Below are 26,677 nucleotides of genomic sequence, written 5' to 3'. Positions count from 1 at the left end.
GTCGCGCCACATCCCTCTTGAAGCTAGTTCGATTCACGACGTTCTTGAGGGAAATCTCGTCATGTCTACCGTTACCGATCTGCGGCTGTCGCTGCTGGCCGCGGCCCTGGTCGCCTTGTTCTCGACACCGCTCGTCCGGGCGCAGCCCACGGCAAGCCACGCCGCCGCCCCTGCCGATATGGTCAGCCCCGTCTCTGCCCCTGCCGACACGGCCAGCACGCTGCGCGCCTACGACATTCCCGCGCAGGCGCTGGGCAGCAGCCTGGCCCGCATTGCCAGCGAAAGCGGTGAAGCGATCTCGGTAGATGCCGAGCTGGTGCGTGGCATTGATGCGCCCGCCGTGCGCGGACGCTACACGGCCGAACAGGCCGCCCATGCGGCGATGTCGGGCAGCGGGCTGGAACTGCTGCGCACCGGCAGCGGCAGTTGGGCATTGCGGCGCCCGCTGGCCCCTGCGGCCGGCGTCGTGACGCTGGGGGCGGTCCAGGTCACGGGCGAACGTGATCCCGCCGTCACCGAGAACACCGGCTCGTACACGTCAACCGGACCCAGCGCCACGGGCACGCCGCTGGCGCTGAGCCTGAAAGAGACCCCGCAGTCGGTCACCGTTATTACGCGGCAGCGGCTGGACGATCAGAAGCTGGAAAGCGTGATTGATGCGCTGGAAAGCACCACCGGCGTCACCGCGTTCCGTCAGGGCATGGGCACCGACCTAAGCGGCCTGTGGTCTCGCGGGTTCACGATTTCGAACTTCCTGGTTGATGGCATTCCCAGTTCCTTGGGGTCGTCCAGCTACTGGCGCAACACCGCCATGTACGACCGCATCGAAGTCGTGCGAGGCGCCACCGGCCTGATGAGCGGCATGGGCACGCCCGCCGCCAGCATCAATCTGGTGCGCAAGCGTCCGACCGCGGATTGGCAGGCGAGCATCAGCGCCGAGGCCGGCAGTTGGGACCGCTATGGCCTGGGCGCCGACGTGTCCGGCCCACTGTCTGAAAACGGCAAACTGCGCGGCCGCCTGGTCGTCGACGAAGAGAACCAGCATTCGTGGATTGATCGCTACGAAAAACAAAGCCGGCTTGTCTATGGCATTACCGAGCTGGACCTGGGCAGCGCCACCTTGCTCACGCTGGGCTTCAGCTACGAAACCAACAATAACGACTCGCCCCTGCGCACGGGCCTGCCGTTTGCCTACAGCAACGGCGTCCCCACCCAATTCAAGCGGTCGACCAACCCCGCGCCTGACTGGAGCTTTTACGATAGCGAACTGAGCAACGTGTTTGCCTCCGTCAAACACGACTTCGGCAAAGGCTGGAACGGCAAAGTCGAAGTCACGCACACGCGCTACAACTACGACAGCGCCCTGTACTTCCTGACCGGCTCCATTGATCAGGCAACGGGGCAGGGCGCCGCATTGTGGCCCGTGCGCTGGAAAAGCAACGACAAGCAGACCACGCTGGACGCTCAGATCAGCGGCCCCTTTGACCTGCTGGGCCGCCAACACGAAGTCGTTGCCGGGCTATCGCTGTCCCAACTGCGTTCCGACACGCCCAGCTATGGCGGATGGCTGGGTCCGTGGACGGGTTATGACGGCACGATTGCCGACTTTCATCACTGGGATGGCGCGTCCAACCAGCCCAACTTCGTCAAGGCCGGCGACACCCAAACCAAGGAAACGCAGGTCAGCGCGTACCTCACGTCACGCTTCAAGCTGGCAGACCCCACCAGCCTGATCGCCGGCGCCCGCGTCATCAACTGGGAACGCAAGGCCGACACCAGCGTCGTCGGTGTACCCGGCAGCACGCGCGCCGACACGCGCGAGACCGGCGTCATCGTTCCCTATGCCGGCTTGGTTCACGAGCTGAACGAAAACTGGTCCGTCTATGGCAGCTACACCCGCATCTTCAGCCCGMAATCGGCCGCCACCCGCGACGTCAACAACAACGTGCTGGACCCGGAGCGCGGCACCAGTTACGAGTTGGGCGTCAAATCCAGCTTCTTCGACGAGCGCCTGAACGCAGGCCTGGCGCTATTCAAAACCCGGCAAAGCAACCTGGCGAACTACGATGCCGCCACCTCGTCGTACGTGGCGCTGCAAGGCATCACGACCAAGGGCGCCGAACTGGAACTGACGGGCGAACTCAGCCGCGGCTGGAATGTGGCGGCGGGCTACACGTACTCGCTCAGCGAAGACGCCAACGGCCAACGCGCCATCGCCCAGATTCCCCGCCACAGCGTCAAACTCTTCACGACCTACCGCTTGCCGGACGCGCTGAATCGGCTGACCGTCGGCGGCGGCGTCAATTGGCAAAGCACGTCGGGCTATGTGGGCGAAGCGCAGCAATCCAGCTACGCCGTTGTCAACGCGATGGCCCGCTACGAATTCAGCAAGCAATTCAGCGCCACCCTGAACGTCAACAACCTGTTCGACAAGGCCTACTACAGCGGCCTGAGCGCCTATGGCGGCGTCTACGGCGCACCCCGCAACGTCATGCTGAGCGCGAAGTACGCGTTTTAAGGGGGCGAGGTGCCCCCATTTCCCTGAGGGGTTCTGTGTTTAAGAAATTCCGTGCTAGAATGCTCGACTTTCTGGCATTGCCTATGGGCAGCGCCAGAAATCTGGTGAAAGCCGACGTGGTGAAATTGGTAGACACGCTATCTTGAGGGGGTAGTGGCGAAAGCTGTGCGAGTTCGAGTCTCGCCGTCGGCACCAAGAATTCCTCGTAAAAAGCCCGCTGAAACGCAAGTTTCAGCGGGCTTTTTGCTTGCCGGTTGAATAGGCAAAAGTGCATAGGCAAAGTGCGTAGCCAAAAAACGCATAGCAAACCAACGCTACAAACACCCTCAGCCCTCAGCCCTCAGCCTTCAGTGAAGATTGCCCCCAAACGCAATCGCCGACACCACGAACGTCACCGCGCTGATCGCCGCCAACGTATACGCGCGCTTGCTCGCATGGGCATTCCCACGGCTCATCCCCACGATCACCGCAATCACCGTCCACAGCCCTGTGAACGCCAGCAACGCCAGCGTGTAGACCCAATCAGACAGATCGTAGCCACCGCCTCCAATCGACGGCGTGCCGCTGCTTTTCGGCCATAGCAGCGCAATCAGCCATCCGGCAACGACGGCAAACACGGCAAGCCAGATCTGGAATCCGCGGTCTTTCAGCATGTTTGGTCCTGGAGTGTCTTTGCGTTAGCAGATGTCAGTCGACCCTCGGAAGGGCGAAGGCCGGCTGGTATAAAGGGGACTGATGTTTCAACGTAGGGCGAGCATATGTCGATTCAAATGTTGATCCGTTGCGGTGCGGCGCTGTCTCTTATCGCGATGGGTTCGGGATGTTCCATGGTCGGACTTGGAGATTCACGCAGTAGCGAGTGCCAGTGGTATCGCAGCAGCTGCATGCACGAAGGTTCATACGAACCTGGTGAAGAGGACTACGCGGAAGAGGAAGCCAAGCGCCTGAACAAGCAGTCCTCGGACAGGTTGCGGCGTAGCAATTGATTCCGTGTTTGGCGGGCAGGCCGCGGGTTCAATCCTCCAGGTAATGTTCCCGCAAGATCTCCGCGTCTACCTTCAACACGTCGCGCAGATACCGGTCCATTCCGCCGAATTCCTGCTCGATTGCCCGCACCGATGCATCCAGGTAGGCGGGCGCCACTTCCAGCAGCGGCATCATCACATCGTCTTTGACGCCGCGCGCGGCGGACTTGACGAGGATTTCCTGGAAGAACCCGGCATTCCAATGGTTCGATTCCAGGTAGTTCGCGACGATGTCGTCGTGCGCCACACCCAGCGCCGACAGCAGCAACAGCGAGGCGAAGCCAGTGCGGTCCTTGCCCGCCGTGCAATGGAATAGCAACGTCTTGCCGGTCATTGCGGTTTGCAGAAATCCGCCGAAGGGTTGTTGATAGCGCGACGGGAATTCGCGATAAATGTCCACCATCATCGACGTGCTGAAGTCTTGCGTGGCTTCGCGCAAGCGCGGCAGCAGCACGGCCATGGCCATATTGCCGTCCAGCACGGGCGATGCAATCCAGTGAAAGCGTTGACCGAACAGCGGTTCATCATGCGCCTTCTCGGGTTCGGCACGGAAATCAATGACGGCTTCCAACCCCAATGCGCTCAACTGTTCCAGATCTGCGGTGCTGGCCCGGCCGGGGTTCCCGCTGCGGAAAAGTTTGCCCGTGCGCACGCGGCGGCCGTCGGCGCCCGACAGCCCGCCAAGGTCACGCGCGTTGTGCACGTTTTCAAGGACCAGGCGGCGTTGAATGGCTTCGGGGGTTGTCTGGAAAGAGTCCGTGTGGCGGGTGGTGGCGGGCATGCGTTCCTGGGTTTCAAATTAGCGGTCGAATGATCGTATCACCGCCGCCGCGCACGAACTCGCCCACGCGTTCGCACGCGCTTAACTGCCCAGTTTCCCCAGCAGGTTGATCAACCGCTCCTTGTCCGCCGCGCTTAGCTGGTGGCTCATGCGGGCGTCGTGCGCCTGCACCGCCTGCGTAATTTTCGCCAACGCCACGCTGCCCGCCGCTGTCATCGCCAGCGAATAGGCGCGCTTGTCGTGTTCGGCATCAAGCCGTTCAACGTAGCCCAAGTCTTGCAACTGGTTCACGATCTGTACCGCGCCCGACCGCGCGATCCCCAGGATGCGGGCCAGGTCGGTGAGCTTCAAGCAGGCGTTGGCCGAGATCAGCGTCAGGGCTGAGAAGCGCTGGGGGGTGATGTCCCACGGGGCCAGCGCGGCCAGGAAGTCTTCGTAGATCACGATCTGTGCGCGCCGGATGGCATAGCCGATCAGGCCGTCGAGTGCACCGTATTGGATACCGGGAACGTGCGGGTCGAAATGTTCGCCACGCGCGGCGGGGCGCCGGGGGCGTTGGGATGCAGCTCGGGACATGGAGGGGCAATCGCGATTCGGGGCCTCAACACTAATGCAGTCAATGCCGCCGCGCTACCGCATTACGGGAAATCCCCGGGGTGCGAAACCTACCCGGATTTTGTTATGTTGCATAACAAATAAAACCAGGAGTAGACATGCAAATCGTCATCGCCGGCGCAGGCATCGGCGGGCTGACGCTCGCCTTGATGCTGCATCGCCACGGCATCGATTGCCGCGTATATGAAAGCGCGCAGGAACTGCGGCCCTTGGGCGTTGGCATCAACCTGCTGCCCCACGCCGTGGCCGAGCTTGAACAGCTGGGCCTGATGCCCGCCTTGGCCGAACGCGCCATCGAAACCTCGCAGCTGCACTACTACAACAAGCTGGGTCGGCCGATCTGGCGTGAGCCGCGTGGCCTGGAAGCCGGGTATCCGTTGCCGCAGTTCTCGGTGCATCGGGGTGAATTCCAGATGCTGCTGGCGCAAGCGGTGCGTGAACGATTGGGCGAAGGCGCGATCGTCACCGGCATGGTGCTGGAATCCGCCGAGCAGGACGCTTCTGGCGCCACGGCGCTGTTCCGCCGGCGCGCGGATGGCAGCACGCATCGCGTGCGGGGCAGCATTCTGGTGGGCGCGGACGGCATTCATTCCGCGTTGCGCCGCCAGCTGCATCCCGTGGGTGATGAACCGCGCTTCTCCGGCCGCATGTTGTGGCGCGCCGTGACCGAAGCCGCGCCCTATCTGGACGGCCGCAGCATGTTCATGGCCGGGCACCAGGACCAGAAGTTCGTCTGCTATCCCATTTCAGAGCCGTTGCGCCAGCAGGGCCGATCGCTCATCAACTGGATCGCGGAACTGTCGGTACCCGGCGCGGAGTTGCCCGCCACCGATTGGAACCGCCAGGTCGACAAGTCGGTCTTTGCGGATCGGTTCGCCGACTGGCGCTGGGACTGGATCGATATTCCCGCCATCATCGACGGCGCGCAGGCCATCTATGAATTCCCATTGGTTGACCGCGACCCCTTGCCGCGCTGGACGCGGGGACGCGTGACGCTGCTGGGCGACGCCGCGCATCCCATGTATCCCATTGGTTCGAACGGATCGGCCCAAGCGATTCTGGATGCGCGGTGTTTGTCCGACTGGCTGGCGCAAGCGGCCAAGGGTGGCGTACGCACGCTTGAAACCGCCTTGTTGGAATATGAAGCGGATCGTCTGCCGCGTACGGCGGGCATCGTGCTGCGCAACCGCTTGAACGGCCCCGAGCAAGTCATGCAGATGGCCGAAGAGCGCGCGCCGCAAGGCTTTGCGGACATCAACGACGTGATCGCGCAGCAAGAGCTGGCGGCGGTATCGTTGCGCTACAAACAACTAGCGGGCTTCGACCCCGCGGCTTTGCAGAAGAACAGGGGAACCATGCCATGAGCACACACGACGCATTGATGGACCCGTTGGCGCCGCAGCTGGAACATGTGGCGACCGTTGTCGTCGAGGTCGGCGTGCCGCAAGAAGTGGGCGACACGCCGCAAGGCTGCCGCCGCGTGATTCCCATTACCGGCGGCACGGTGGAAGGCCCGCGCCTGCGCGGCAAAGTGTTGCCGGGCGGGGCGGATTTCCAGGTGATTCGCTCGGCCACGTACACCGACATCCACGCGCGCTACGTCATCGAAACGCCGGATGGCGAACGCATCTATGTTGAGAACACCGGCATCCGTACCGGCCACGCGGACGACATCGCGCGGCTCGTACGCGGCGAACCGGTTGACCCCGCCCGCATTTATTTCCGCAGCTATCCGCGTTTTGAAACGGCGTCGCCCGCCTTGGGCTGGATGAATGAAAGCCTTTTCATCGGCACGGGCGCGCGTTACCCGGATCGCGTCGAATTGCGCTTCTACCGCATTTGCTGAACCCGCGGCACCCGCCGCGGCATGAATATAAAAACGACTCGGAGACAACCATGACATCAATGCTGCGCCGCCTGTTTGGCGGCTTCCTGCTGTGCCTGCCGATTGCGGCGATGGCGCAGTTTCCCAATGGCCCCGTGCGCCTGAACGTGGGCTTCCCGCCGGGTACCGGGCCGGACATTGTGGCTCGCACCTTGTCGCAACACATGGGGCCGCTGCTGGGCGAAAGCGTGGTGGTGGAAAACAAGGTGGGCGCGGGCGGGCAGATCGCCGCGCAGACGGTGGCGCGCAGTCCGGCCGACGGCCAGACGCTGCTGCTGGGCGAGGTCGGCTCCATCAGCATTTCGCCTGCCACGTATCGCAACTTGAACTACAACCCGTCGCGCGACTTTGCGCCGATCTCTGAAGTGGTGCGCGCCGATTTCGTGCTGGTCGTGCCGGCCGATTCGCCGTATCAGGACTTGGCCGCGTTCGTTGATGGCGCCAAGAAAGCGTCAGACCGCATCAATTTCGCGACCTTCGGCGCCGGCACACCGGGCCATTTTGGCGCGGAGCTGTTCGCACGCGAAGCGGGTATGAAGATCGAGGCCATCCACTACCGGTCCACGGGGGATGCGGTGTCGGGCCTGGTATCCGGCGCGGTGCAGGCCGCGTTCGTGACGACGGCGCTGGCCGTGCCGCAGGTGCAAGGCGGCAAGCTGCGCGCGCTGGCCATCACCGGCGCGCAACGCTCGCCCGCGCTGGCGGCCGTGCCGACGTTTGCGGAACGCGGGTTGCCGGCAATCAACTTCGGCGCTTGGTTTGCGCTGTTTGCGCCCGCCGGTACGCCGGAGGCAGTGCTGAACCGCTTGCAGAAAGACAGCGCCGCCGCATTGCGCCAGCCCGCCGCCGTGCGCAGCTTGGGTGAGGCAGGCTTCGTCGTGGTGGGGTCCGACCGCCAAGCGCTGCAAGCACTGCTGACGACGGAATCCAAACGCTGGTCCGACGTGGTGAAAGCCACGGGCTTCCGGGCGGACTGATCGCGTCACGTGCCGGGGGCGCATGTGCGGCACCCGGCACGATCAGGGCAATACAGGCTCCTCGGCCTGATACGCCGCATGCAGCAACGCCATGAAGGGCGGCGCCTCGGGCATGGCCGTGTCTCCGATCCGGTTCACGGCAATGCCCGGGGTCCAGGAATTCATGACTGCCGCGCCCGCCAGGGTTGGCAGCGTGTCCCGCGTGATGGTCYGCACCCGTTGCGGCACGCCCATCTTTTCCAGTTGCCGTTGCACGATGCCCATCGTGGTGCCCGTCAGCATGGCGGCATCGGGCCATACGACGGCACGCCCGTCCCAGAACGCCAGGTTCCAGATCGACGCTTCGCTCATACGCCCATGGCGGTCCATGAATGCCGCATCGTCAAACCCTTGCGCGGCGGCTTGGCGCAGCAGATAGGTCTTCGCGACTTCGCCAACGTGCTTCACCGACGGCAGCATGCGCTCATGTTCGACCACCGCCAGCGACAAGGGGCCGGCCGGACCGGATGAGGGCGGACTGGTACGCACCAACACGTCCAGCGGCGTGTGCCTGCCCGCAACGGTGAACTCGCCCGCGGGGGAATACACGGTCGCCACTAGCGACACGTCCGCGGGGCCCGCCTGGATCGCGGTGCGCAGCGCGTTCAAGATGACCGCATCCGGTAGCGCCTGGCCGAACATCTCAAGCGAGGCGGCGCGCAATCGCGCGCGATGCAGATCCAGCCCGCGTACCTGGCCGCTGCGCACCTGCATCGCGGTGAAGTGCGCGTAGCCGGCGAAAGCCAGCGGGGCCAGGTCTGCGGCGGTGGCGGCTTGGCCATTGCGTTGCGTGACAAAGGAAAGCGGGGCGGCGGACATCTGAAAAACTCCAGGATGATCATCAAGTTCCACCACTATCCCGAATTGCCATCACCGGGGGAAACGAGTAATTTTCATCCGATCATTAAATCTGGCTTGAAGATCATGAACCGAATGCTGCCCGGCACCCGCGCGTTACGCACCTTCGAAGCCGCCGCACGCCATCTGAATTTCACCCGGGCCGCCGACGAGGTCGGGCTGACGCCCGCCGCTGTCAGCTACCAGATCAAAGAGATCGAAGCGCAACTGGACGTCGTGCTGTTCACGCGCACCAGCCGCAGCATCCAGTTGACGCCTGCGGGGGTGGTGCTGTTTGACGCGACGACAGACGCGCTCGATACCCTGCACCGTGCGGCCGCCAAAGCGCGGCGCATGAGCCGCGGGGCCAGGCATCTGCGCGTGTCTGTCGGCGCTCGTTTCGCCACAAACTGGTTGCTGCCGCGCCTGCCGGCGTTTCGCGACGCGCACCCGGGGCTTGAGCTGACGTTCGATATCAGCGACGCCGTGCGCGACTTCGATGCGGAGGATGTAGACGTGGCCATCCGCTTCGGCGCGGGCCACACCCCCGGCGCGATCTCGCATCGCTTGTTCCATACCGTCGTCGTGCCGGTGTGCAGCCCGGCGTTGCTCGAACAGAGCCCCGCGCTGGTCTCGCCGCGCGACCTGTTCAACCACACCTTGTGCTTTGTGGACTGCAAACCCGGCGGCATCGTCTGGCCGAATTGGCCGATGTGGATGGCGGCGGCTGGTATCGACGATTTCGACGACAGCCGCAGCGTTGCGTTCACGGAATCCAGTCACGTCGTGCAAGCCGTGATCGATGGCGGGGCCGTTGGGCTGGTGGAATGGGAACTGGTCGAACGCGATGTGCAGGCCGGCCGCCTGGTCCGTCTGTTCGAGGTGGGCGTGCGGGTGGCGCCGCAGTACGCCTATCACCTCGTGTACCCCGAAGGCAGCGATGCCGATCCCCGCGTGTCCGCGCTCCGGAACTGGATATTGAATCTTGTCGGGCAAACGTCTACGCATATTGCACCGTAGATGTAGAGGTTCACAGCACATTGGTGCCATGAATAGAACAGTTTGTTCCGTCCAAAATCGGCCATTTTTGGGCGGGGACTAGTGCGTCCGTCATGGGCCTGCCGGTAGAATCCCACCGCATATCACCCCCTATCTACCAGTCGAAAGGTCCATATTCTTATGAGCAACGCATATCTCGACGCACTCAAGAAGCGCCGCACGCAGTATTCGCTGGGCCGCAACCTGTCGGCCTCCAAAGAAGAACTGGCAACCCTGATCCAAGACGCGATCAAGCACAGCCCCTCGTCGTTCAATTCGCAAAGCTCGCGCGCCGTCATCCTGTTTGGCGCTGAAAGCGTGAAGCTCTGGGATCTGGCCATCGAAGAAGTGCGCAAGGTGGCGCCGGCCGAAGGGTTCGACAAGACCGAAGCCAAGCTCAAGAGCTTTGCCGCTGGCGTGGGCACCGTGCTGTTCTTCGAAGACCAGGACGTTGTGCGCAGCCTGCAAGAAAAGTTTGCGTTGTACGCTGACAACTTCCCCGTGTGGTCGGAACAGTCGGGCGGCATGGCCCAGCTGTCGGTCTGGGCTGCGCTGGCCAACGCTGATGTCGGCGCCAGCCTGCAACACTACAACCCGCTGATCGACGGCGTAGTGGCGCGTGAATGGAAGGTGCCGGCTTCGTGGAAGCTGCGCGCGCAAATGCCGTTCGGCTCGAACGAAAACGGCTTTGGCGACAAGCCCTTCATGGACGACGCCGAGCGTTTCCGCGTGGTCGGCTGAATCAAATCGCCGGGACGCCGTCAGGCGTCTGCATGACGGCAGGTCTCAAACCCGCATTACCCATCAAGGGGAATGCGGGTTTTTTCATCGGTGCATAATGTCCGCTGACCCGCCCGCATTCTGACCGTGGCAGGGCTTGCTTAACCGCGCCGCCACATGCGCGCACGCTTCGAGGAGATGCCGTTGGACCCGATACTTGCCGGACTGTCGAGATCACTGCCGCAGGCCAAGACCGTCGAGCAATTGACCCGCCCGTTGTTGGACATGCTGGGCAGCGTCACAGGATTGGAATCCACCTATCTCACCTCTATCGATTTGGCGGCCGACTTGCAGCATGTGCGCTTTGCACGCAATGCGGGCGATATGCAGATTCCGGAAGGCTTGTCGGTGCCGTGGTCCGACACGCTATGCAAACGTGCGCTGGAAGAAGGCCGCCTGTGTACCAGCGACGTCGCCAATTGCTGGCCCGACTCCGAAGCCGCCCGCCAACTGGGCATCCAGACCTACGTGAGCGCGCCCGTTCGTACCGATGAAGGCACGCTGCTTGGGACGCTTTGCGCAGCCAGCGCGCAACAACACCAGATCCCGCCGCAGGCCGAAGTGGTGCTGAAGCTGTTCTCCAACGTGATCGCCAATTTTCTGGAACGCGAAATTCTGATGGAGCAGTTGCAGGCCGCGAATGTCCAGCTGCTGTCCTACGCGCTGACTGATCCGCTGACGGGCCTGCCCAATCGCCGCGCCTTGTATGAAGAACTTGAGCGCCTTGAAAAGCGGGCGCTGCGAGAAGGCGGAAGCGTCCTGGTCGGCGTGATTGACCTGGACGGCTTCAAAGGCATCAACGATACCTACGGCCACCAGCAGGGCGACGTGTTCCTGCAAGAGATTTCACGCCGGCTGGCCAGCACCTTGCGCACGTCCGACATGCTGGGCCGCATCGGCGGCGACGAGTTCGTGCTGATCGGCCCCGGCCCGGCCATTGAACGCGGCAACATCGGCCACGGCGGCGAAGCGCAACGCGGCGAAGCCGAAGACGCCGCCCGCGCGCTGGAAGAACGCGCTACGGCGGCCACCATCGGCCGCTATCAGTTGGGCGATGCGGTCGTGCCCTACGAGGGCGCCAGCGTCGGCGTGGTGGCCGTCGACCCCCGCGGCTTGGACGCCGAATCCGCCGTCCGCCTGGCAGATGCCCGCATGTACGAAATCAAGCGGGCGCGCAAAGGGGCGCGGACGATACATTGAGGGGTAATAGCCCCATCACCGATACGCACGCTCCGCCGCCGACCACTTCAGCGTCTTGCGCCACTTGCCACCTTGCTGGCGCAATTGCAGATCAAAGTACCCGTCCGTCTTCTCCGGCAGCACCACCAGGATGTTGCTGGCGTCGGACATGTCGTGGTCGCGTGTGCCATCGGGGTGCCAATCCCCTGCGATGGATTTGAAGAACGACATGGGCTGTGCGAAGACCACGCGCAGCGTGGGGCCGTCGATGTGGAACAGGTACAGGGCTTCGAAGTTGGCGCCGCCGCCTGAATAGCCTTCGCTCCATCCGGCGCGCACGCCGAAGGCCACGGCGCCGGGGGCGATCTTGTAGGCGGCCAGGTCGAAGCGCTTCCATTCGGTGGGTACCGACAGCAGCGGGGCTTTTGCGTCTTCAGTGGCCAGGTCTTGGGGCAAGTCGATGTCGGTGTCGCTCCAGTCGGTAGGCGTCTTGACCGGGCCATCGGTGCGCGCAAGCAAGGTGGGTGCTGCGCCGGGCGTCGTGCCGAACACGCCGAACCAGACGCCGTTCTTCTCATCGTCGCTAGACAAATCGGCGCATTCTCCGCCGCCAAATTTGAGCAATTGCGCCGCGCGTTCGGGCGTCGACGCCAGGCACACCATTGCGACGAACGTACCGGCGCGTTGCGCCCAGGGCTTTGCGCCAGCCACCACAAGGCGTTTGGGATCTTGGCCGGGGGCCAATTGCTGCACCAGGAATTCGCGTGTGAAGCCGGGGGGCAAGGCAACGCCCAGCCCGTCGGGTTGGGGCGCGCCGCTCATCTGGCTGTCGTACATTCTGCGGGCGTCTTCCGTTTGGAGGGCGCTGCGGGCCTTGTCCAGGGATGGCACGGTGGTGTCGGCCGATGCGGGAAGGCAGGGCAGGCCGGCGCCGAACAGGGAAGACAACAATAGCGATGCGAGTCGGTTGCGCATGGGAAGGAAGCGGTCTCGGTAGAGGAGGCCGGCGCAGGATAGCCCGGGCGCACGTTTCAGAACGTTGAACTCTGTTTCTATTTTGTAAGTTGATTTCATGCAAAATGGCGCGCTGCTGGCGACGACAGGCAAGACGCTTCGGCGATGCCTGATAAATTTGCGCCTTCCCCGGCGATAGAACAGATCCGATGCTTAAAAGAACACTAACGGCTTTTGGAATGGGCGCGGCGATGTCCCTGGCGGGCACGGCGGCGTCCTACGCGCAGGCCCCGCAGCAGGCGTCCGCGCAAGCGCCACAGCCGTCGGAACCGTCCGAGCGCTACGGCCCCTTTGTCTACTTTCCCAGCGCGCCCAACCTGCTCGTCTACAACACGGGCGTGGGCGCCAACGACATGCTGCACCTGAAGAAGGTGCTGCGCGAGCACCCGTCCATTGCCACGCTGGTATTGCAGAACAACGGCGGCGGGCTGGTGCATATGGGGCTGATCATTGGTGAAGAGGTCTACGAGCGCGGGCTGAATACCTACATTCCCAAAGACAGCTATTGCGCATCCGCATGCGCGTTCGTGTTCTTTGCCGGGCGTCAGCGCGTGGCGGACGGGCGCTTGGGCGTGCATCAGATCACCTCGCCCGAGATGACGAGCGAACAGGCGCAGTTGGGCGTGTCGGACATTGTGGCCACCTTGCCGAAGTACGGCGTGTCGGCGGATGTGCTGGGCATCATGTTCAGTACGCCTTCGAAAGAGATGTACTTCTTCTCGCCGCAGGAGATCGCCAAGTACGGCATCAACCGGACGGGGAACACGCAGACGGCACAGCGCAGCGCACCGCAAGGCGGGCACGTTTACGCGCCAGCGGCAGCGACGGCACAGTCGCAATCGCAGCCACAGCCGCAATCGCAATCGCAGCCGCAACCGCAATCGCAGCCGCAGTCTCAATCGCAGCCACAACCGCAGCCGCAATCGCAGCCGCAGCCGCAACCGCAATCGCAACCGCAGCCTCAATCGCAGCCACAGCCCCAACCCCAAGCCCCCGTTCAATCCGCGCATTCAGGACCGGCGCCCGCCGCCACCCCCACGCTGCAAAAGGACGCCGCACCGGCTCCGCTGACCGATGAGCAGCGGGCGATCAACGCGGCGGCCCTGATGATTCAAACGGGCGCGGGCAACAACGAAGACGCGCTGAAATTCACGCGTGAGTTCTACGCGGATACGGTCGACTACTTCAAGAAGCGGCGTCCGAAGTCGGAAATCCTGGCGGATAAGGAAGCGTACTTTGCGCGTTGGCCTATTCGCCGGTTCACCGTGGACCAGACCTCGCTGGTGGCGCGCTGCACCGACGGCCGCTGCCTGGTGGCCGGCATCTACGACTACAAGGTTTCCAGCCCGAAGCGCGGTAAAACCGCTTCTGGCACCTCGAACTTCACCTACGTGCTGGACTTGCGCAACAACTATCGCATCGTGATGGAAGACAGCGAAGTCATCAGCCGCTAAGCCGAACCGGCAGGCCCTTGCAAAGAGAAGAACGCAATGAAATTGGCATATTCCGCAGTAAAAGCCGTGTTCCTGACCGGCTTGTTCGCGCTGTCCGCGCCGGCGATGGCGATCAATTGCGCCAAGGCTGGCACCGCCGTCGAAAAGCTGATCTGCTCAGACAAGAAAACCGTGGCGGCCGATGCCAAGCTGAATCGCGCCTACCAGGCGATCTTGAAGCTGGCGCCGGACGACAGCATCCGCGCGATGCTGGTGGCCAGCCAGAAGCGGTGGCTCGAAGCGCGTGACCGGGCGCTGGACCGTCTGCTCACGGACCCGGACGGCGTGCCTGACGACAAGAGCATGAGTGACATCGCGCGTGAGCTGATCGAGAACCGCATCGGGCAGTTCCAGGAATCCGGCAGGGGGACCGTCGCACCCACCATGATTCGCCAGGCGCAACAGCAGCAGACGTTTCAGTCGCGATTCACGGGCGGCGCTTTCGCGGGCTATTGGACGACTTGCGACGTGATGCCCGGTGACGACGTTGACTACGCTTGCTTTGCCATTCGCCACTACCAAAACAATGACCGCGTGTGCTCGGTGGACGAGTCCTGGGCGTCGGGGTCGGTCTACACCAAGCGCTACGTCGCCAACGTGGTGGATGGCAAGCCGCATGTCATTGCGTCGTGCTCGTTCAGCAGCGCCGATGAAGCCTGCGCCACGGTCGGCGACACGAAAGCCAATTGGAACCGCAAGCCTGAAGCGCCGCAGTACGTGTATGCCGACAAGCCCTTGCCGAAGCTGGATGGCGAGATCGACGCGTCGGACGATACCGAATGGGTGCAGGCCTGCCTGACGGACCCCGCGTATCCGCCCGCGCAATAGTTCAACGGGTAGCGGGCTGAATTAAGGCTCATGCCCGCCGATATTTAGGCTGATCAGCAAAACTTTCTGTTTCCAGCGGGCAGAGGCTTCATCGCGTCTTAAAATCCGGCATTGCAGATTTTCGCGGCCCGCATTGATGGCCTCGAAACCGAACCGAGAGATATCGATGGATAAGCGACAAGACCTGGAACCGCTGGCGATCCAGGACGGCGCGGCGCAGGCGGGCGCAGGGCTCACAGGCCCCGCGCAGACCGGCGCAGCTCAGGCCGGCACTGCGCCTGCTACCGCGTTGCACACGGCAGGGTCGAACACGCCCGACGCCATCGCCATCGCCGACGCCGACGCCATCGCCGACGCCATCGCCATCGATATCGAAGCCGATCCCACGCTGGGCTACGCCTCGATTCAAAACGCGGTTCCCATCGTTCGCACGTTGCGCGTGACGAACCGGTCGGCGCATACCTTCGAGAATATTGAAGTCCGGCTGCGCTGCAATCCCGCCTTCGCCCTTCCTGTGACGCTGCGCTTTGACGTGCTGGTGCCAGGAGAAATCCGCAGAATTTCTCCGCTGGACCTGACGCCCGACCACGCCTACGTGGCCGACTTGCAAGAAGCCGTGCGCGCCAGCATCGACGCGGTGGTGCAGTCAGGCACGCAGGAATTGGGCCGGGCATCGCAAGCGATTTCCGTGCTGGCGTATGACCAATGGGCCGGCACGCGTGCCTTGCCGGAATTGTTGGCCGCGTTTTCCATGCCGAACAATCCGGCTGTGGATGTGCTGATCGGCAAGGCGTCCAAGCTGCTGCGCGCGCAGCACGCCGATCTGCAAATGAACGGCTACCAGTCCAAAAGCCGCGATGTGGTGTGGAAGCAGGTGTCCGCCATCTACAGCACGCTGGCCGCAGAATCGCTGCATTACGCCGAACCGCCCGCGTCGTTTGGGGTGGACGGCCAGAAGATTCGCACGCCGGATCGCATCATGGACGCCCGGGTGGCGACGTGCCTGGATCTGGCGATGCTGTTCTCGTCCTGCCTGGAGCAGGCGGGCTTGCGCCCGGTCATTCTGATGAAGGACGGGCACGCCTGGGTAGGCGTGTGGCTGCATCAGGCCTGTTTTGCTGACCCGTTGACGGACGACGTGCAAGCCGTCAGAAAGCGCGTGGACAGCGGCGAATTCCTGGTGTTTGAAACCACCGGCATCGCGCAGCATCCGAACTTTCGCCCGTCGTTGCGGCGCGCATTGGAGCAGGGCGCAGCCCATCTGCGCGAAGAGAACACCTTCCGCTACGCCATCGATGTGCATCGCGCGCGGGAATTGCAGATCAAGCCGCTGCCGTCGCGTGTGGTCTCGGTGGCGCCCACGGATGCGGATGACGCCGAACGCCCCGCCGCCATCGAACCCACGCCCGACCTGCCGCCGCTGGACCCGGAATTCGTGATCAGCCTGGAGCCCGCCGACGACACGCCGGAAGGCCGGCTGGCCAAGTGGAAGTCGCGCCTGCTCGACCTGACGCTGCGCAACCGTCTGCTGAACTTCAAGCTGACCAAGTCCACCTTGCCGCTTGTGGTGCCGGATCTGGCCCAGCTGGAAGACGCCATTGTCGACGGCAGCGAATTCCGCATCCGTCCGTTGCCTGCCGCACTGATGGATGGCAGCGACCCGCGCGTGGCCGATGTGCATGTCAGCCGAGGCGGCCGCGCGCCGCTGGATGACATGGCGCTGGACGCGTTGGGCAACAAGGAACTGATTGCGCGCGTCACCCAAGAGGCGCTGGACGCCAACCTGCTGACCATCTTCGGCGCAGCGCGCACCGGGCTGGAAGAGGGCGGCGCGAACACGTTGTACCTGGCGATGGGCATGCTTCGCTGGACCGAAAGCCCCGGCGCGGAAAGCGCGCATCTGGCGCCGCTGATCCTGGTGCCGGTGTCGTTGCAACGGCAGTCGGTGCGCAGCGGTTTCCGGCTGGTGCGCCACGACGACGAGACCATCATCAACCCCACGTTGCTGCAGATGCTGCGCAACAACTACGAGCTGCGCATTCCGGGCCTGGACATCCTGCCCGCTGATGACAAGGGCGTCGATGTGGCTCGTGTGTTGCAGGCGTTCCGGCTGGCCGTGCGGGAAATCGCGGGCTGGGAGGTGCTGGAACAGGTGCACTTGGGGATCTTCTCGTTCACCAAGTACCTGATGTGGAAAGACCTGCAAGACCGTACCGAGCAGCTGAAAGCCAACCGCGTCGTCAAGCATCTGATTGACCACCCGGGGCAGGCGTTTGCAAAAGAACCCTTCGATCAACGCTTTGACCGCCTGGACGAAAGCTACAAACCCGAAGACCTGCTGACGCCGCTGCTGTCTGATTCCTCGCAGCTGAAGGCGATCTGCGCGGTGGACGCGGGACGCGACCTGGTGCTGGAAGGGCCGCCGGGTACGGGCAAGAGCCAGACCATCACGAACCTGATTGCGCATCTGCTCGCGCGCGGCAAGACGGTGTTGTTCGTCTCGGAAAAGATGGCCGCGCTGGAAGTCGTGCACCGCCGTCTTGCCAATATCGGCCTGGGCCCGTTCTGCCTGGAACTGCATTCGTCCAAGGCGCGTAAATCCGAGGTGCTGCAACAGCTGGGCCGCGCGCTGGACCATAGCGGCCAGCGCACAAGCGACGATTGGGCGCGCGAAGCCGAACGCCTGACGGTGCTGCGCCAGGACTTGAACGGGCTGGTCGACGCGTTGCATCACACGCATTCCAATGGCCTGACGGTGTATGACGCCATTGGCACCTGCATTCAGAACGCGGGCAAGGAGCCGTCGCCCATGTTCTGGGCGGATGCGCACGCGCACCAATACAAAGACCTTGCGCAACTGCGCGAGACGGCGCGCCGCATGTCGACCTTGTCCAAAGAACTTGGCGTGCTGCATGGCCATCCGCTGGCGCATATCGGCATGGCCGAATGGAGCCCCAGCTGGCAAGACGCGCTGCTGGCCGCGGCGCAGGCGCTGGAGCAGGCGGTGGCAGGCTTTCAGGCGCAGGCCGTGGCGGCGGGCGACGGCGTCGGCGTGCCGGCGCAAGGGTTGAGCCTGGATGCCTACGCCCATCTGGATCAGTTGATCGACGTGCTGCTCGCAGCGCCGCAAGTGCCTGCGGGCCTGGCCACGCAGGCGCACGACCCGGCGGCGCGCTTTCAAGTGCAGGCGCTGGCTCGCCACGGTCTGGCGCGCAACGCCCATTGGGCGCAGGTGGGGGCGCAATGGAACGCGCAACTGGCCGAGCTTGATGCCAATACGCTGAAAGCCGAGTGGCTGTCGGCATGTTCGGCATGGTGGCCGAAGTCCGTCTTCGCCAAGGGCGGCATCCGCAAGCGTCTGGCGATCTATCGCACGGATGGCCAGCGGCCGGATGAGGTGTCAATTACCGCCATGCTGGCGCCGCTGGCGCTGGTGAATATCGAAGACCGCGAACTGGCCGTCTTGAAGGCGGACGCGCAGCGCTTGCTGCAAGACAGCTACACAGGCTTGTCCACTGATTGGGAACAGGTGCAGCGGCATGAACAATGGGCTGAGCGCTTCGCCGATGCCGTCACGCGGGTTGCGGGCGACCCCTTGACGGCGGCGGCCCTGCGCACCCGCCTGCAAGCGTTGGTGGGCGAAAACCGCGCCTTCCTGCAACCGGGTTCGCCGCTGGGCAAATCGTTGCTGGCCTATCGGGATGCATGGCGCGCCCTGCAAGACCGACTGGCGGAAGTGAATGCGCTGGCCAAACCCAACGAAGCACTGGCGGGCGCATCGGATGCCAACGGCGCGCTGGAACGCATTCAGGGCGTGCTGGCGGGCTGGCGTCATAACAAGCAGTTCTTGATGCCGTGGTGCGTGTGGCGTCAGGCGCGCGAACAGGCCACTGCGTCGCAACTGCAAGGCCTGGTTGCTTTCCTGGAGCAGGGCCGCGTGCCCTTGGAACAGGTCGAAGCGCATTTTGAATTCAGTTATCGCAACTGGTGGGTGAAGAAAGTCATCGACCATTCGCCCGTGTTGCGCGCGTTTTCCAGTGCCGACCACGAGCGCAAGATCCGCGAATTCCGCGATGCCGACGACCGCTTCCAGAAGCTGACGTCTGCCTACATTGCCGCCGTGCTGGCCGGCAAAGTGCCCGATGGCAACGGTGTTCTGGTCAGCCCGGATAGCGAGCTGGGCTTGCTGCGCCGCGAACTGCAAAAGAAGACGCGCCACGTTCCCGTGCGCCAATTGATGCAGCGCTTGCCGTCGCTGCTGCCCAAGCTCAAGCCTTGCCTGCTGATGTCGCCATTGTCGGTGGCGCAGTATCTGGACGCCGGCCATTCACAGTTTGATGTGGTGGTCTTTGACGAAGCGTCGCAGATTCCGGTGTGGGATTCGGTGGGGGCCATTGCGCGCGGCCAGCAAGTGGTGGTGGTGGGCGACACCAAGCAGCTGCCGCCCACAAGCTTCTTCAGCAAGTCCACGCCGGAAGAGGATGGCACGGGCGATGATGGCCAGGTCGAAGACCTGGAGAGCATTCTGGACGAGTGTCTGGGCGCCGACATGAACCGGCTGCGCTTGCAGTGGCACTACCGCAGCAAGCACGAAAGCCTGATCACGTTCAGCAACGTCACGTATTACGACTCGCAGCTGATCACCTTCCCGTCGCCCGTCACCGATGACGTGGCCGTGCGGCTGGAGAAGGTTGCGGGCATCTACGACCGGGGCGGCAGCCGTACCAATCGCCGCGAAGCTGAAGCCATCGTGCAAGGCATCGAACAGCATTATCTGGACAAGGCCCGCCGCCGCCAGACATTGGGCGTGGTGACGTTCAACCAGCCGCAGCAATCCCTGATCGAAACCCTGCTGGACGCCCGCCGCCGCGCCAACGCCGAACTCGACAAGGCGATCTCGGCGCAGTCGCGTGAACCGCTGTTCATCAAGAATCTTGAGAACGTGCAGGGCGACGAGCGCGACGTGATTTATTTCTCGATCACGTTTGGCCCGGATTCCGCCGGAAAGATGACGATGAATTTCGGGCCGCTGAACGGCGAAGGCGGACACCGCCGCCTGAACGTGGCGATTTCCCGCGCGCGCGAAGGCGTGGTCATCTACAGCACGTTGATGCCGGAACAGATCGATTTGTCACGCGTTCGGGCCACCGGCGTGCGCGATTTGAAGCACTACCTGGAGTTTGCGCTGAAAGGGCCGCGCGCCTTGGTGGAACAATCGCTGCCGACCGGCCGCGAGCCGGACAGCCCCTTCGAAACGCAAGTCATCAAGGTGCTGCGCAATCATGGCTGGGTGGTGCATCCGCAAGTGGGCTGCTCTGGCTACCGCATCGACATGGGCGTGGTGGACCCGCGCGCGCCAGGCCGCTATCTGATGGGCATCGAGTGCGACGGCCGCGCGTATCACTCGGGCGCCACCGCGCGCGATCGCGACCGCTTGCGTCAGGTCGTGCTTGAAGGGCTGGGCTGGCGGCTGCATCGGGTGTGGTCCACCGACTGGTGGATCAACCCCGAACGTGAAGTGGAGAAGATTCTGGCCCAATTGAATGCGGAGCTGGAACGCAAGGTCGAAGACGAGCCCGAGGGGGAAGCCGCGGAGGCCGAGGCCGAAGCCGCTGTTGGGTCCGTCGTTGGGTCCGCTGTTGAATCCGCTGTTGAATCCGCGGGCGCGCGGGAGTTTGTGATCACGACGGAAGAAGGCGAAGCTGCGTGGGCATCGGCGGACAGCGCGACGGGCAGCGTATCCACGGGTGGCGTCGCGACCTATCAACTGGCCGACCTGAGCGCTGCCGGCGGTGATTCAGACGCCTTCTACAGCCGCACCAACAACGCGCAATTGGCGGAACAATTACGGCTGGTCATCGACACGGAAGGCCCCATCGCCGAGACCGTGCTGCACCGTAAAGTCGCCCGTGCCTGGGGCCTGGAACGCACCGGCGTCCGGATCGTTGAACGGTTGCGGACGTTGACGCCGATGGACGTGGGTCAGACGGACGAAGGCGACGCCACGTTCTATTGGCCCGCTGGCGTCGCGCCCGAAACCTGGAACGGGTTCCGCGGCGCAAGCGACGACGACGCCACCCGCCGCCGCGTGGATGATGTGTGTATTCAGGAACTGGCAAACGGCGTGCTGCACGTGCTGTCCATGACGGGCAACGCGCCGAAAGCGGATGTGATCAAGTCGGTGTGCCGGATGTTAGGCATGTCGCGCACGTTGGCGGATGCAGAAGCACGCATCGCACACGCGATAGCCGCGCTGGCGCAGCGCGGCGTGGTGCGGGAAGAGATGGGGATGTTGCGGGTGGGGTAGGTGGCCGGGCGGGGCGTTACGGCGCTGATGTGTTGGCTGGTAAGTTGTGTCATTGGGAGTTCTGGTGCAACCTCCAGCGCCGATACGTTCATGCATATAGGTGTTTAAGTGCGCTACCTATAAGCAGCGCCAATACCGAAACAGCCATCCCGCCGTAAGCGAGGTAAAGCGGAATTTTTATATCGGAAGGTATGGTGCGAACATCATTTTCACCAAAAATATGATGAACATTATTGATTGGCCAAAACGTCGCTTTGTGAAGAACTAGCCATATCAGGAGCGTGGTGGAAATGGCCAATTTTTCGTAGAGCGTCAGTTGAGATCTGGTCCTGCCATTCGCCATGGGGTGGCTTGTCAACCGGATGGCGTCGTCTAGTTTGAAGTAGTAGAAATACGCTGCAGAGGAAATATAAACGACGAACGCCAAGACAAAGACCAGTCCTGCAATGGCGCCGATATGTTGTCCGCTTAGTTCTGTCATTCGAAAATCAGCTCGTATCCCGTTGTGCTCAAGTCAGCGCCGAGCGACTTACCGAGAGCGGCGCTTTCGTTCCCTGCCCATATGGACGCGCCGATGACGCCCGCCGCGCATATCAAACCGGGGGCGCCTCCTGCCGGAACGAGCATAGCGCAGAAAGCAACGCCTCCCGACGCCGCCATTGATTCACCTGCAATGTTGGCAGCTAGCCCTAGCGTTTCTCGTGAGCTCGCGACCACGCATTCTTTTTGGCTTGTGTCCTCTGCCGCGCAGACCTCATATACATCTTGCCCTGCCTTGCCAACGCTGAAGGCTAGCGCCAGTTTTGCAGCTCTTGATTCATATTTTTGAAACCAGTCATATATTTGCTGCTGATATCGCACATAGATGGGGGTGCCGCCTGAGCGCCAGATATGTGTAACGGACTTGCTCGATAGATTCAGCGCCGCGGACAACTTTATTTGATCGGGGATGCCGGCTCGAGCCAGCAACATCCGTTTGAACTTGGTATCAATGTCCGCAAGAATCGCTGCCCGTTCAGCGCGAAACTGAGCGTCTCTGAGATTTCCTGACCGTGCAAGCGCTTGCTGAGCCGCGTCTTCAAGACGATCCAGCGCAGACTTAATGCCCTGTCCATACGATTTCAAGAACGTGCCTGTGGCTCCCACGACGTTATCGCCATTTTGTCCGATCGCGTAGGCAAGAAGATCCCAGTTGTCGAACATGGTTTGCACATGATGAACCGCGAGTTTTGTTCGTAGCGATTCAACCTCTTTGACTGAGTGGATCAGCTTCATTGATTCGGCAGTGTAGTTCTCATTCTCGTAATCGCTCGAGACGAGAATAATGCTGCCGTATTGCGCATATTTTCCGAGATGGTCGTTCAATTTTATGAAGCGTTTCACATGTTCGGGGCTGCGGTCCGCAAGTAACTCTGCCGCCAAACGTCCAATGCCAATAGGTTGGCGACGATCTTGGATGTAAAAAGAAACCTGTGCCATACCGTACACAAGTTGCTTGGTCGGTTCTTCTGGCCGTTCCGTTGGAGGTTGCTCGCTTTTTTCTGGCGGTGAGGACATACCGGAGCCATACTCCTCTAGCCAAAATTGCTGACTAGCGAGCAAAACTGCGCCACAAGATGTGCGCATCCCGTCCAGCGCTAGTTCTCGATCGCTGCCGCAGGAGAGGGAACCCTCCACAGTTTTCGTGGTCGTGGATTGGATTATCAGCAGGACGTTAACGTGTCAGACTGTAATAGTGCGATGACAGGGCGGGGCTGAATATTTCCATGCTTTGGTCCATCCACCTCCTTACGAAACTCGCTCACCACACTCGTATATGGACAATCTGCGGCCCTACCATCCAGCAAGATTTTGAAACCCTCTGATCGGCTGCTGGCCTGATCCGTCCATTCCACGGACGTAGAATGCCGCTTTTGATCAGTGCCATACGGCTCATAGGAACGAACGATGAAAAAAATAATCCTACTGGCGTCCGCATGCGCCGCGCTGCTTCAGGCTTGCGCGCAGGTTTCCTCTCCCAGCGAAGGATCGTCCTCTATGCCCACTACTACCGCGACGTCGCCCGCCAGCGCTTTGACCTTGCCCGCCTATTACTGGCGTCTGGTATCTGCCACCGATGCGTCGGGCAAGTCGATTCCGGCGTTGCAGCCGGGTGTTGAGCATCAGCTGCGTTTGGCCTTTACGAAGGATGCGTTGAATATTCGTGGCGGTTGCAACACGCAGTTTGGCGGTTATCGCTATCAGAATGGCGTGCTGCAAGTGGCAAATCTGGCGTCCACGATGAAGGCTTGCGAGCAGAGCTTGATGCAGCTGGATGCCGAGATCAACGAGCGTCTGAAAGGCGATCTGCGCGCCACGCTGTCAGGCGATACGCATGAACCCGCGCTGGAGCTGGCGGCCAAGGACGGCACGGTGCTGAAGTTCGTGGGTGAGCCCACGCCGGAAACGCTGTACGGCAGCGCCGGTGAAATCATGTTCCTGGAAGTGGCTGCGAAGAAAGCGGAATGCAGTCATCCGATGATTCCCAATTACCAATGCCTGATGGTGCGCGAGCGCCGTTATAACGAGGCGGGCGTGCAGCAGCCGGCGCAAGATAAATGGCATCCGCTGTATCAGTCCATCGAAGGGTTCGAGCACCAGGACGGCGTGCGCACCGTGTTGCGCGTGAAGCGTTACGACTGGAAGAATCCGCCTGCGGATGCGCCGTCCAAGGTGTATGTGCTGGATATGGTGGTGGAGCAGGACGCGTCGAAGAAGTAATTCAACACCGCTGATTGAAAATGCCGGGCTGCTTATCGCAGCCCGGCATTTTTTTGATGCGCCGTCTTCAGTTGCCGGACGGCCGCAGTGTCAGCGTGTCTGAGCGTTCGCTGTCCACCTTGGCGCGGCTGAACGCCATGGGGAAGTATTCCCCGGTAGCCCAGCCCTTCAACAGGTCTTGATAATGCGGGCTGCGCGGGTCGGCGGATTGGCCCGGCACGTTCTGGATGCGCGAGTTGTCCCAGTCCGACACATCAATCACCTGGCGATACGACGAGCCACTGATCTGACGGAAATCGCTCTTGCGGAACGTGCCGCGATGCACGGTGTCGTTGTCGCCACCCACCGGATAGCGCGGCGTGCCGTAGGCTTTCGCGGTGTCCGGCGGCAGCAGGCTGGCCAGGCTGTGTTCGAACTGAATGTGATGCAGCTTGCCCCATTGCCATTGGGTGGCGTCCGTTCCCAGCTTGGCGCGCAGTTTCTGCGTGCCGTCCGCGAGCGCTTGCAGCAGCAAAGCGTCTCGTCCCTGTTCCGGCCGGGGGCCGAAGGCGGCATCGGGTGTGGCAAGTTTTTCAAGCGTCTTGCGGGTGGACAGCTCGCCGAATGCCGCGCGCCCGTTTGCCGGGATGTAGAGATCCGACACACGCTTGACGACCTCGGGCAGCCAGAATGCGTAGACCGACGCGGCGCGCGAATCGGTGTTCATCCGGTAGTCCCAGTCTTTCAGCAGGCCCAAGGCTTCGTTCAAACCCGGGTCGGCGGCATTCAGGGACTTGGCGTAGCCGCCCAATGTGCGCGCAGGAATCGACAGGTTGTCGTATTGCAAGTCTTGCGACTGCTGCACCGTCAGGCCCTTGCCTTCAGCCACCACTTCGCGGATGCGTTGCACGCGGTACGGTTCGGCCCAGGTGCGTGCAGACATGTCCTTGTATGGAAAGTCGGCAGGCAGGTTGTATTCGTTGGCGGTGGCGACATAGCCTTCGGGCGGGTTGTACACCCGTGGCAATGCGCGGCCGTCCAGGAAGCCGCGCCATTCGTAATCACCGTTGCCTGGCACGGGTAGCATGCCCGACCAGTCGCCGCGCGGACGAATCGGCGCGATGCTGCCGCCGAACCAGCCGATGTTGCCGTCCACGTCGGCGTACACCATGTTTTCGCTGGGCGTGTAGTGCTTTTCCATGCCGGCCACGAACTCGTTCCAGTTTTGCGCCTGGTTCAACCGCAGGCTGGCCAGGTAGGCGGCGGTGCCGGGAAATTCCAGGTACGCCGCGCGCAATGCGTAGGCCTTGTGACGTACCGGGTCTTCATGAATCACCGGGCCATGGCGCGTGAATTTCAATTCGCGCACGGCGGCGGTGGCGCCGCGTACGGGAATCGATTCACTGGTCTGGCGCATTTTTTCCCAGCCGCCCTGGTAGCGGTATTCATTGGGGTTGGCCGGGTTGGTGTCATAGACGTAAAGGTCTTCTTCGTCGCCGAAGGCAAAGATCGTCAGGCCGAAGGCGATGCGGTCGTTGTGCCCCATGGACACGCCGGGCAACGCGGGTTCGCCTGCGCCGATGACGTTCCAGCCCGGTGCGTTCAGATGAACCATGTAGCGCAAGGACGGCATGGTGATGGAGCGGTGCGGATCACCGGCCAGTATGGGCTTGCCGGTGGCGGTGTGTTGGCCGCCTATCGTCCAGTTGTTGCTTTCATAGCGGGTCGCCATGGGATCGAAGTTCGGGTCCAGCGACGCCATACGGCCTTCTGATAATGCGCTGGCCAGCGCCTCGCGCTGATCGGCCGCAAGCGGGCTGCGCGGGAAGTCGGCCGCAACGAATTTCTGGCCATCGCGCGCCAGCGTGTAATTGGCCAACACGGTCTTGTCGATCTGGCGCACGTCCAGGCCGGCCGGCACTTGCAAGGCCAAGGGCGGCTCGAATGTGCTCAAGCCTTGTACGGCGTTCAAGCCCAGGCTGGCCACCTGCTGCGCGATTTTGACTTCTTCGTTGACGTTACGCGTCAGTGCATAGATGCGGATGAGCGACGTCTCCGGGCTCCAATAGCCCGGCTCCGTGCCAGTCAGTTTGAATTCGGGAGGCAGTTGCTCGGGGTTCGCTTTGACCCAATTCACATAAGCGTTGATGCCGGCTGCGAACGACGTCAGGATGGCGCGGCCTTCGGGGTGGTAGCTGGCGAACTCGGCCTGCATGTCGCCCCGGAACAGGAACAGCCGCGCGGCGCGGTCTTGTTCGATGAAGCGCGGGCCGAATTGCTCGGCCATCTTGCCTTCGCCTTGCCGGCGCCACAGATCCAGTTGCCACAAGCGGTCGCGCGCTGCGCTGAAGCCCTGGGCAAAGAACAGATCATTCTGGTTCTGCGCATAAATGTGCGACACGCCGTGCTTGTCGCGCACGATCTCCACGGGCTGGGTCAGCCCCGCCATGTTGATGGTGTCTTTCTTGCCTCCGGGCGCGGCGCACCCCGCCGTCAAGGCAATCAGCCCGCTCGCCAGCAATGCGGCGATCCTGCGATTGATTAAACGCATGGCTCCTCCTCCGATTTGTTGCTTTTTTATCTGCCTGCAGACCCCGAGGCCTCATGCCGCCGGGTGTGTCC

General features: G+C 62.5%; 20 protein-coding genes and 1 tRNA gene. 13 read left to right on the top strand and 8 right to left on the bottom strand.

The features are described 5' to 3' along the window. Positions 1-61 precede the first annotated feature (61 nt). Together AC1DSJ_RS14400 and AC1DSJ_RS14395 are read left to right on the top strand one after the other, a co-directional pair. Entirely contained in the window at positions 62-2,518 is a 2,457-nt protein-coding gene (locus AC1DSJ_RS14400; RefSeq protein WP_476760334.1) for a TonB-dependent siderophore receptor, read from the top strand. Positions 2,519-2,628: 110 nt separating this feature from the next. Beyond that, a tRNA-Leu gene (locus tag AC1DSJ_RS14395) sits at positions 2,629-2,713 on the top strand. A 152-nt stretch (positions 2,714-2,865) separates the two neighbouring features. Here AC1DSJ_RS14395 and AC1DSJ_RS14390 read toward each other — a convergent pair. Continuing rightward, entirely contained in the window at positions 2,866-3,171 is a 306-nt protein-coding gene (locus tag AC1DSJ_RS14390; protein WP_342066119.1) for a hypothetical protein, read from the bottom strand. A gap of 105 nt (positions 3,172-3,276) precedes the next feature. Between AC1DSJ_RS14390 and AC1DSJ_RS14385 the strand changes: the two genes are divergently transcribed. Then, entirely contained in the window at positions 3,277-3,504 is a 228-nt protein-coding gene (locus AC1DSJ_RS14385) for a hypothetical protein (protein ID WP_082387107.1), read from the top strand. Positions 3,505-3,532: 28 nt separating this feature from the next. On the opposite strand, the gene AC1DSJ_RS14380 is transcribed toward AC1DSJ_RS14385, so the two are convergent. Both AC1DSJ_RS14380 and AC1DSJ_RS14375 read right to left on the bottom strand, forming a co-directional pair. Continuing rightward, on the bottom strand, positions 3,533-4,324 hold the full coding sequence (locus AC1DSJ_RS14380) for a tyrosine-protein phosphatase (RefSeq protein ID WP_441370592.1): 792 nt from the start codon (positions 4,322-4,324) through the stop codon (positions 3,533-3,535). Between the two features lie 81 nt (positions 4,325-4,405). Continuing rightward, on the bottom strand, positions 4,406-4,900 hold the full coding sequence (locus AC1DSJ_RS14375; protein ID WP_175171694.1) for a MarR family winged helix-turn-helix transcriptional regulator: 495 nt from the start codon (positions 4,898-4,900) through the stop codon (positions 4,406-4,408). Between the two features lie 137 nt (positions 4,901-5,037). Between AC1DSJ_RS14375 and AC1DSJ_RS14370 the strand changes: the two genes are divergently transcribed. The 3 genes from AC1DSJ_RS14370 to AC1DSJ_RS14360 are packed head-to-tail and all read left to right on the top strand — an operon-like array spanning position 5,038 to position 7,801. Continuing rightward, positions 5,038-6,303 carry a flavin-dependent oxidoreductase gene (locus AC1DSJ_RS14370; RefSeq protein WP_441370593.1) on the top strand — a complete coding sequence of 422 codons (1,266 nt, stop codon included), beginning with the start codon at positions 5,038-5,040 and terminating at the stop codon, positions 6,301-6,303. After that, positions 6,300-6,785 (top strand): DUF3237 domain-containing protein, encoded by a 486-nt coding sequence (locus AC1DSJ_RS14365; protein WP_054424271.1) that lies wholly within the window; start codon positions 6,300-6,302, stop codon positions 6,783-6,785. The genes AC1DSJ_RS14370 and AC1DSJ_RS14365 overlap by 4 nt, the downstream gene beginning before the upstream one ends. Positions 6,786-6,835: 50 nt before the next feature. Further along, positions 6,836-7,801, top strand: a complete 966-nt coding sequence (locus AC1DSJ_RS14360) for a Bug family tripartite tricarboxylate transporter substrate binding protein (RefSeq protein ID WP_054424269.1) — start codon at positions 6,836-6,838, stop codon at positions 7,799-7,801. A gap of 42 nt (positions 7,802-7,843) precedes the next feature. Here AC1DSJ_RS14360 and AC1DSJ_RS14355 read toward each other — a convergent pair whose 3' ends face one another. Then, on the bottom strand, positions 7,844-8,659 hold the full coding sequence (locus AC1DSJ_RS14355; protein ID WP_476760333.1) for an aminotransferase class IV family protein: 816 nt from the start codon (positions 8,657-8,659) through the stop codon (positions 7,844-7,846). A gap of 105 nt (positions 8,660-8,764) precedes the next feature. On the opposite strand from AC1DSJ_RS14355, the gene AC1DSJ_RS14350 reads away from it, so the two are divergent. The 3 genes from AC1DSJ_RS14350 to AC1DSJ_RS14340 all read left to right on the top strand — a co-directional run bounded on the left by AC1DSJ_RS14350 (position 8,765) and on the right by AC1DSJ_RS14340 (position 11,695). Continuing rightward, positions 8,765-9,697 (top strand): LysR substrate-binding domain-containing protein, encoded by a 933-nt coding sequence (locus AC1DSJ_RS14350; protein WP_441370595.1) that lies wholly within the window; start codon positions 8,765-8,767, stop codon positions 9,695-9,697. A 159-nt stretch (positions 9,698-9,856) separates the two neighbouring features. Beyond that, complete coding sequence (locus tag AC1DSJ_RS14345) at positions 9,857-10,456, top strand: nitroreductase family protein (protein WP_054424265.1); 600 nt, start codon at positions 9,857-9,859, stop codon at positions 10,454-10,456. 183 nt (positions 10,457-10,639) lie between these two features. After that, the gene (locus AC1DSJ_RS14340; protein ID WP_476760332.1) at positions 10,640-11,695 is read left to right on the top strand and encodes a sensor domain-containing diguanylate cyclase; all 1,056 of its coding nucleotides are present in this window, start codon (positions 10,640-10,642) and stop codon (positions 11,693-11,695) included. Positions 11,696-11,710: 15 nt separating this feature from the next. Here the strand turns inward: AC1DSJ_RS14340 and AC1DSJ_RS14335 are convergent, their stop codons facing one another. Further along, positions 11,711-12,649, bottom strand: coding sequence for a hypothetical protein (locus tag AC1DSJ_RS14335; protein ID WP_054424262.1), 939 nt, complete (start codon positions 12,647-12,649; stop codon positions 11,711-11,713). A 230-nt stretch (positions 12,650-12,879) separates the two neighbouring features. Between AC1DSJ_RS14335 and AC1DSJ_RS14330 the strand changes: the two genes are divergently transcribed. The 3 genes from AC1DSJ_RS14330 (at position 12,880) to AC1DSJ_RS14320 (ending at position 21,316) form a co-directional block, all read left to right on the top strand. Then, positions 12,880-14,142, top strand: a complete 1,263-nt coding sequence (locus tag AC1DSJ_RS14330) for a COG3904 family protein (RefSeq protein WP_441370596.1) — start codon at positions 12,880-12,882, stop codon at positions 14,140-14,142. Positions 14,143-14,178: 36 nt separating this feature from the next. Beyond that, positions 14,179-15,009, top strand: coding sequence for a lysozyme inhibitor LprI family protein (locus AC1DSJ_RS14325; protein ID WP_441370597.1), 831 nt, complete (start codon positions 14,179-14,181; stop codon positions 15,007-15,009). Positions 15,010-15,175: 166 nt separating this feature from the next. Continuing rightward, a complete protein-coding gene (locus AC1DSJ_RS14320) occupies positions 15,176-21,316 on the top strand; it encodes a DUF3320 domain-containing protein (RefSeq protein ID WP_441370598.1) in 6,141 nt (2,046 codons plus the stop codon). Positions 21,317-21,404: 88 nt separating this feature from the next. On the opposite strand, the gene AC1DSJ_RS14315 is transcribed toward AC1DSJ_RS14320, so the two are convergent. Both AC1DSJ_RS14315 and AC1DSJ_RS14310 read right to left on the bottom strand, forming a co-directional pair. Continuing rightward, the gene (locus AC1DSJ_RS14315) at positions 21,405-21,797 is read right to left on the bottom strand and encodes a hypothetical protein (protein ID WP_441370599.1); all 393 of its coding nucleotides are present in this window, start codon (positions 21,795-21,797) and stop codon (positions 21,405-21,407) included. Next, positions 21,794-22,873, bottom strand: coding sequence for a hypothetical protein (locus AC1DSJ_RS14310; protein WP_441370600.1), 1,080 nt, complete (start codon positions 22,871-22,873; stop codon positions 21,794-21,796). The genes AC1DSJ_RS14315 and AC1DSJ_RS14310 overlap by 4 nt, the downstream gene beginning before the upstream one ends. Positions 22,874-23,353: 480 nt before the next feature. Between AC1DSJ_RS14310 and AC1DSJ_RS14305 the strand changes: the two genes are divergently transcribed. Beyond that, on the top strand, positions 23,354-24,076 hold the full coding sequence (locus AC1DSJ_RS14305) for an META and DUF4377 domain-containing protein (RefSeq protein WP_342066131.1): 723 nt from the start codon (positions 23,354-23,356) through the stop codon (positions 24,074-24,076). Between the two features lie 67 nt (positions 24,077-24,143). Here AC1DSJ_RS14305 and AC1DSJ_RS14300 read toward each other — a convergent pair whose 3' ends face one another. Continuing rightward, positions 24,144-26,606: a penicillin acylase family protein gene (locus AC1DSJ_RS14300; RefSeq protein ID WP_441370601.1), complete on the bottom strand. Its 2,463-nt coding sequence runs from the start codon at positions 26,604-26,606 to the stop codon at positions 24,144-24,146. Positions 26,607-26,677: the final 71 nt, after the last annotated feature.

The sequence above is a fragment of the Achromobacter sp. 01N37 genome (genome assembly GCF_056399725.1).
This window is presented reverse-complemented; position numbering and strand designations above follow the sequence as displayed.

Coding starts and splice junctions, on each gene's coding strand:
- AC1DSJ_RS14370 (WP_441370593.1), top strand. CDS start 5,038: ATGCAAATCGTCATCGCCGGCGCAGGCATCGGCGGGCTGACGCTCGCC.
- AC1DSJ_RS14380 (WP_441370592.1), bottom strand. CDS start 4,324: ATGCCCGCCACCACCCGCCACACGGACTCTTTCCAGACAACCCCCGAA.
- AC1DSJ_RS14325 (WP_441370597.1), top strand. CDS start 14,179: ATGAAATTGGCATATTCCGCAGTAAAAGCCGTGTTCCTGACCGGCTTG.
- AC1DSJ_RS14320 (WP_441370598.1), top strand. CDS start 15,176: ATGGATAAGCGACAAGACCTGGAACCGCTGGCGATCCAGGACGGCGCG.
- AC1DSJ_RS14310 (WP_441370600.1), bottom strand. CDS start 22,873: ATGTCCTCACCGCCAGAAAAAAGCGAGCAACCTCCAACGGAACGGCCA.
- AC1DSJ_RS14390 (WP_342066119.1), bottom strand. CDS start 3,171: ATGCTGAAAGACCGCGGATTCCAGATCTGGCTTGCCGTGTTTGCCGTC.
- AC1DSJ_RS14345 (WP_054424265.1), top strand. CDS start 9,857: ATGAGCAACGCATATCTCGACGCACTCAAGAAGCGCCGCACGCAGTAT.
- AC1DSJ_RS14330 (WP_441370596.1), top strand. CDS start 12,880: ATGTCCCTGGCGGGCACGGCGGCGTCCTACGCGCAGGCCCCGCAGCAG.
- AC1DSJ_RS14365 (WP_054424271.1), top strand. CDS start 6,300: ATGAGCACACACGACGCATTGATGGACCCGTTGGCGCCGCAGCTGGAA.
- AC1DSJ_RS14305 (WP_342066131.1), top strand. CDS start 23,354: ATGCCCACTACTACCGCGACGTCGCCCGCCAGCGCTTTGACCTTGCCC.
- AC1DSJ_RS14375 (WP_175171694.1), bottom strand. CDS start 4,900: ATGTCCCGAGCTGCATCCCAACGCCCCCGGCGCCCCGCCGCGCGTGGC.
- AC1DSJ_RS14360 (WP_054424269.1), top strand. CDS start 6,836: ATGACATCAATGCTGCGCCGCCTGTTTGGCGGCTTCCTGCTGTGCCTG.
- AC1DSJ_RS14385 (WP_082387107.1), top strand. CDS start 3,277: ATGTCGATTCAAATGTTGATCCGTTGCGGTGCGGCGCTGTCTCTTATC.
- AC1DSJ_RS14300 (WP_441370601.1), bottom strand. CDS start 26,606: ATGCGTTTAATCAATCGCAGGATCGCCGCATTGCTGGCGAGCGGGCTG.
- AC1DSJ_RS14350 (WP_441370595.1), top strand. CDS start 8,765: ATGAACCGAATGCTGCCCGGCACCCGCGCGTTACGCACCTTCGAAGCC.
- AC1DSJ_RS14315 (WP_441370599.1), bottom strand. CDS start 21,797: ATGACAGAACTAAGCGGACAACATATCGGCGCCATTGCAGGACTGGTC.
- AC1DSJ_RS14335 (WP_054424262.1), bottom strand. CDS start 12,649: ATGCGCAACCGACTCGCATCGCTATTGTTGTCTTCCCTGTTCGGCGCC.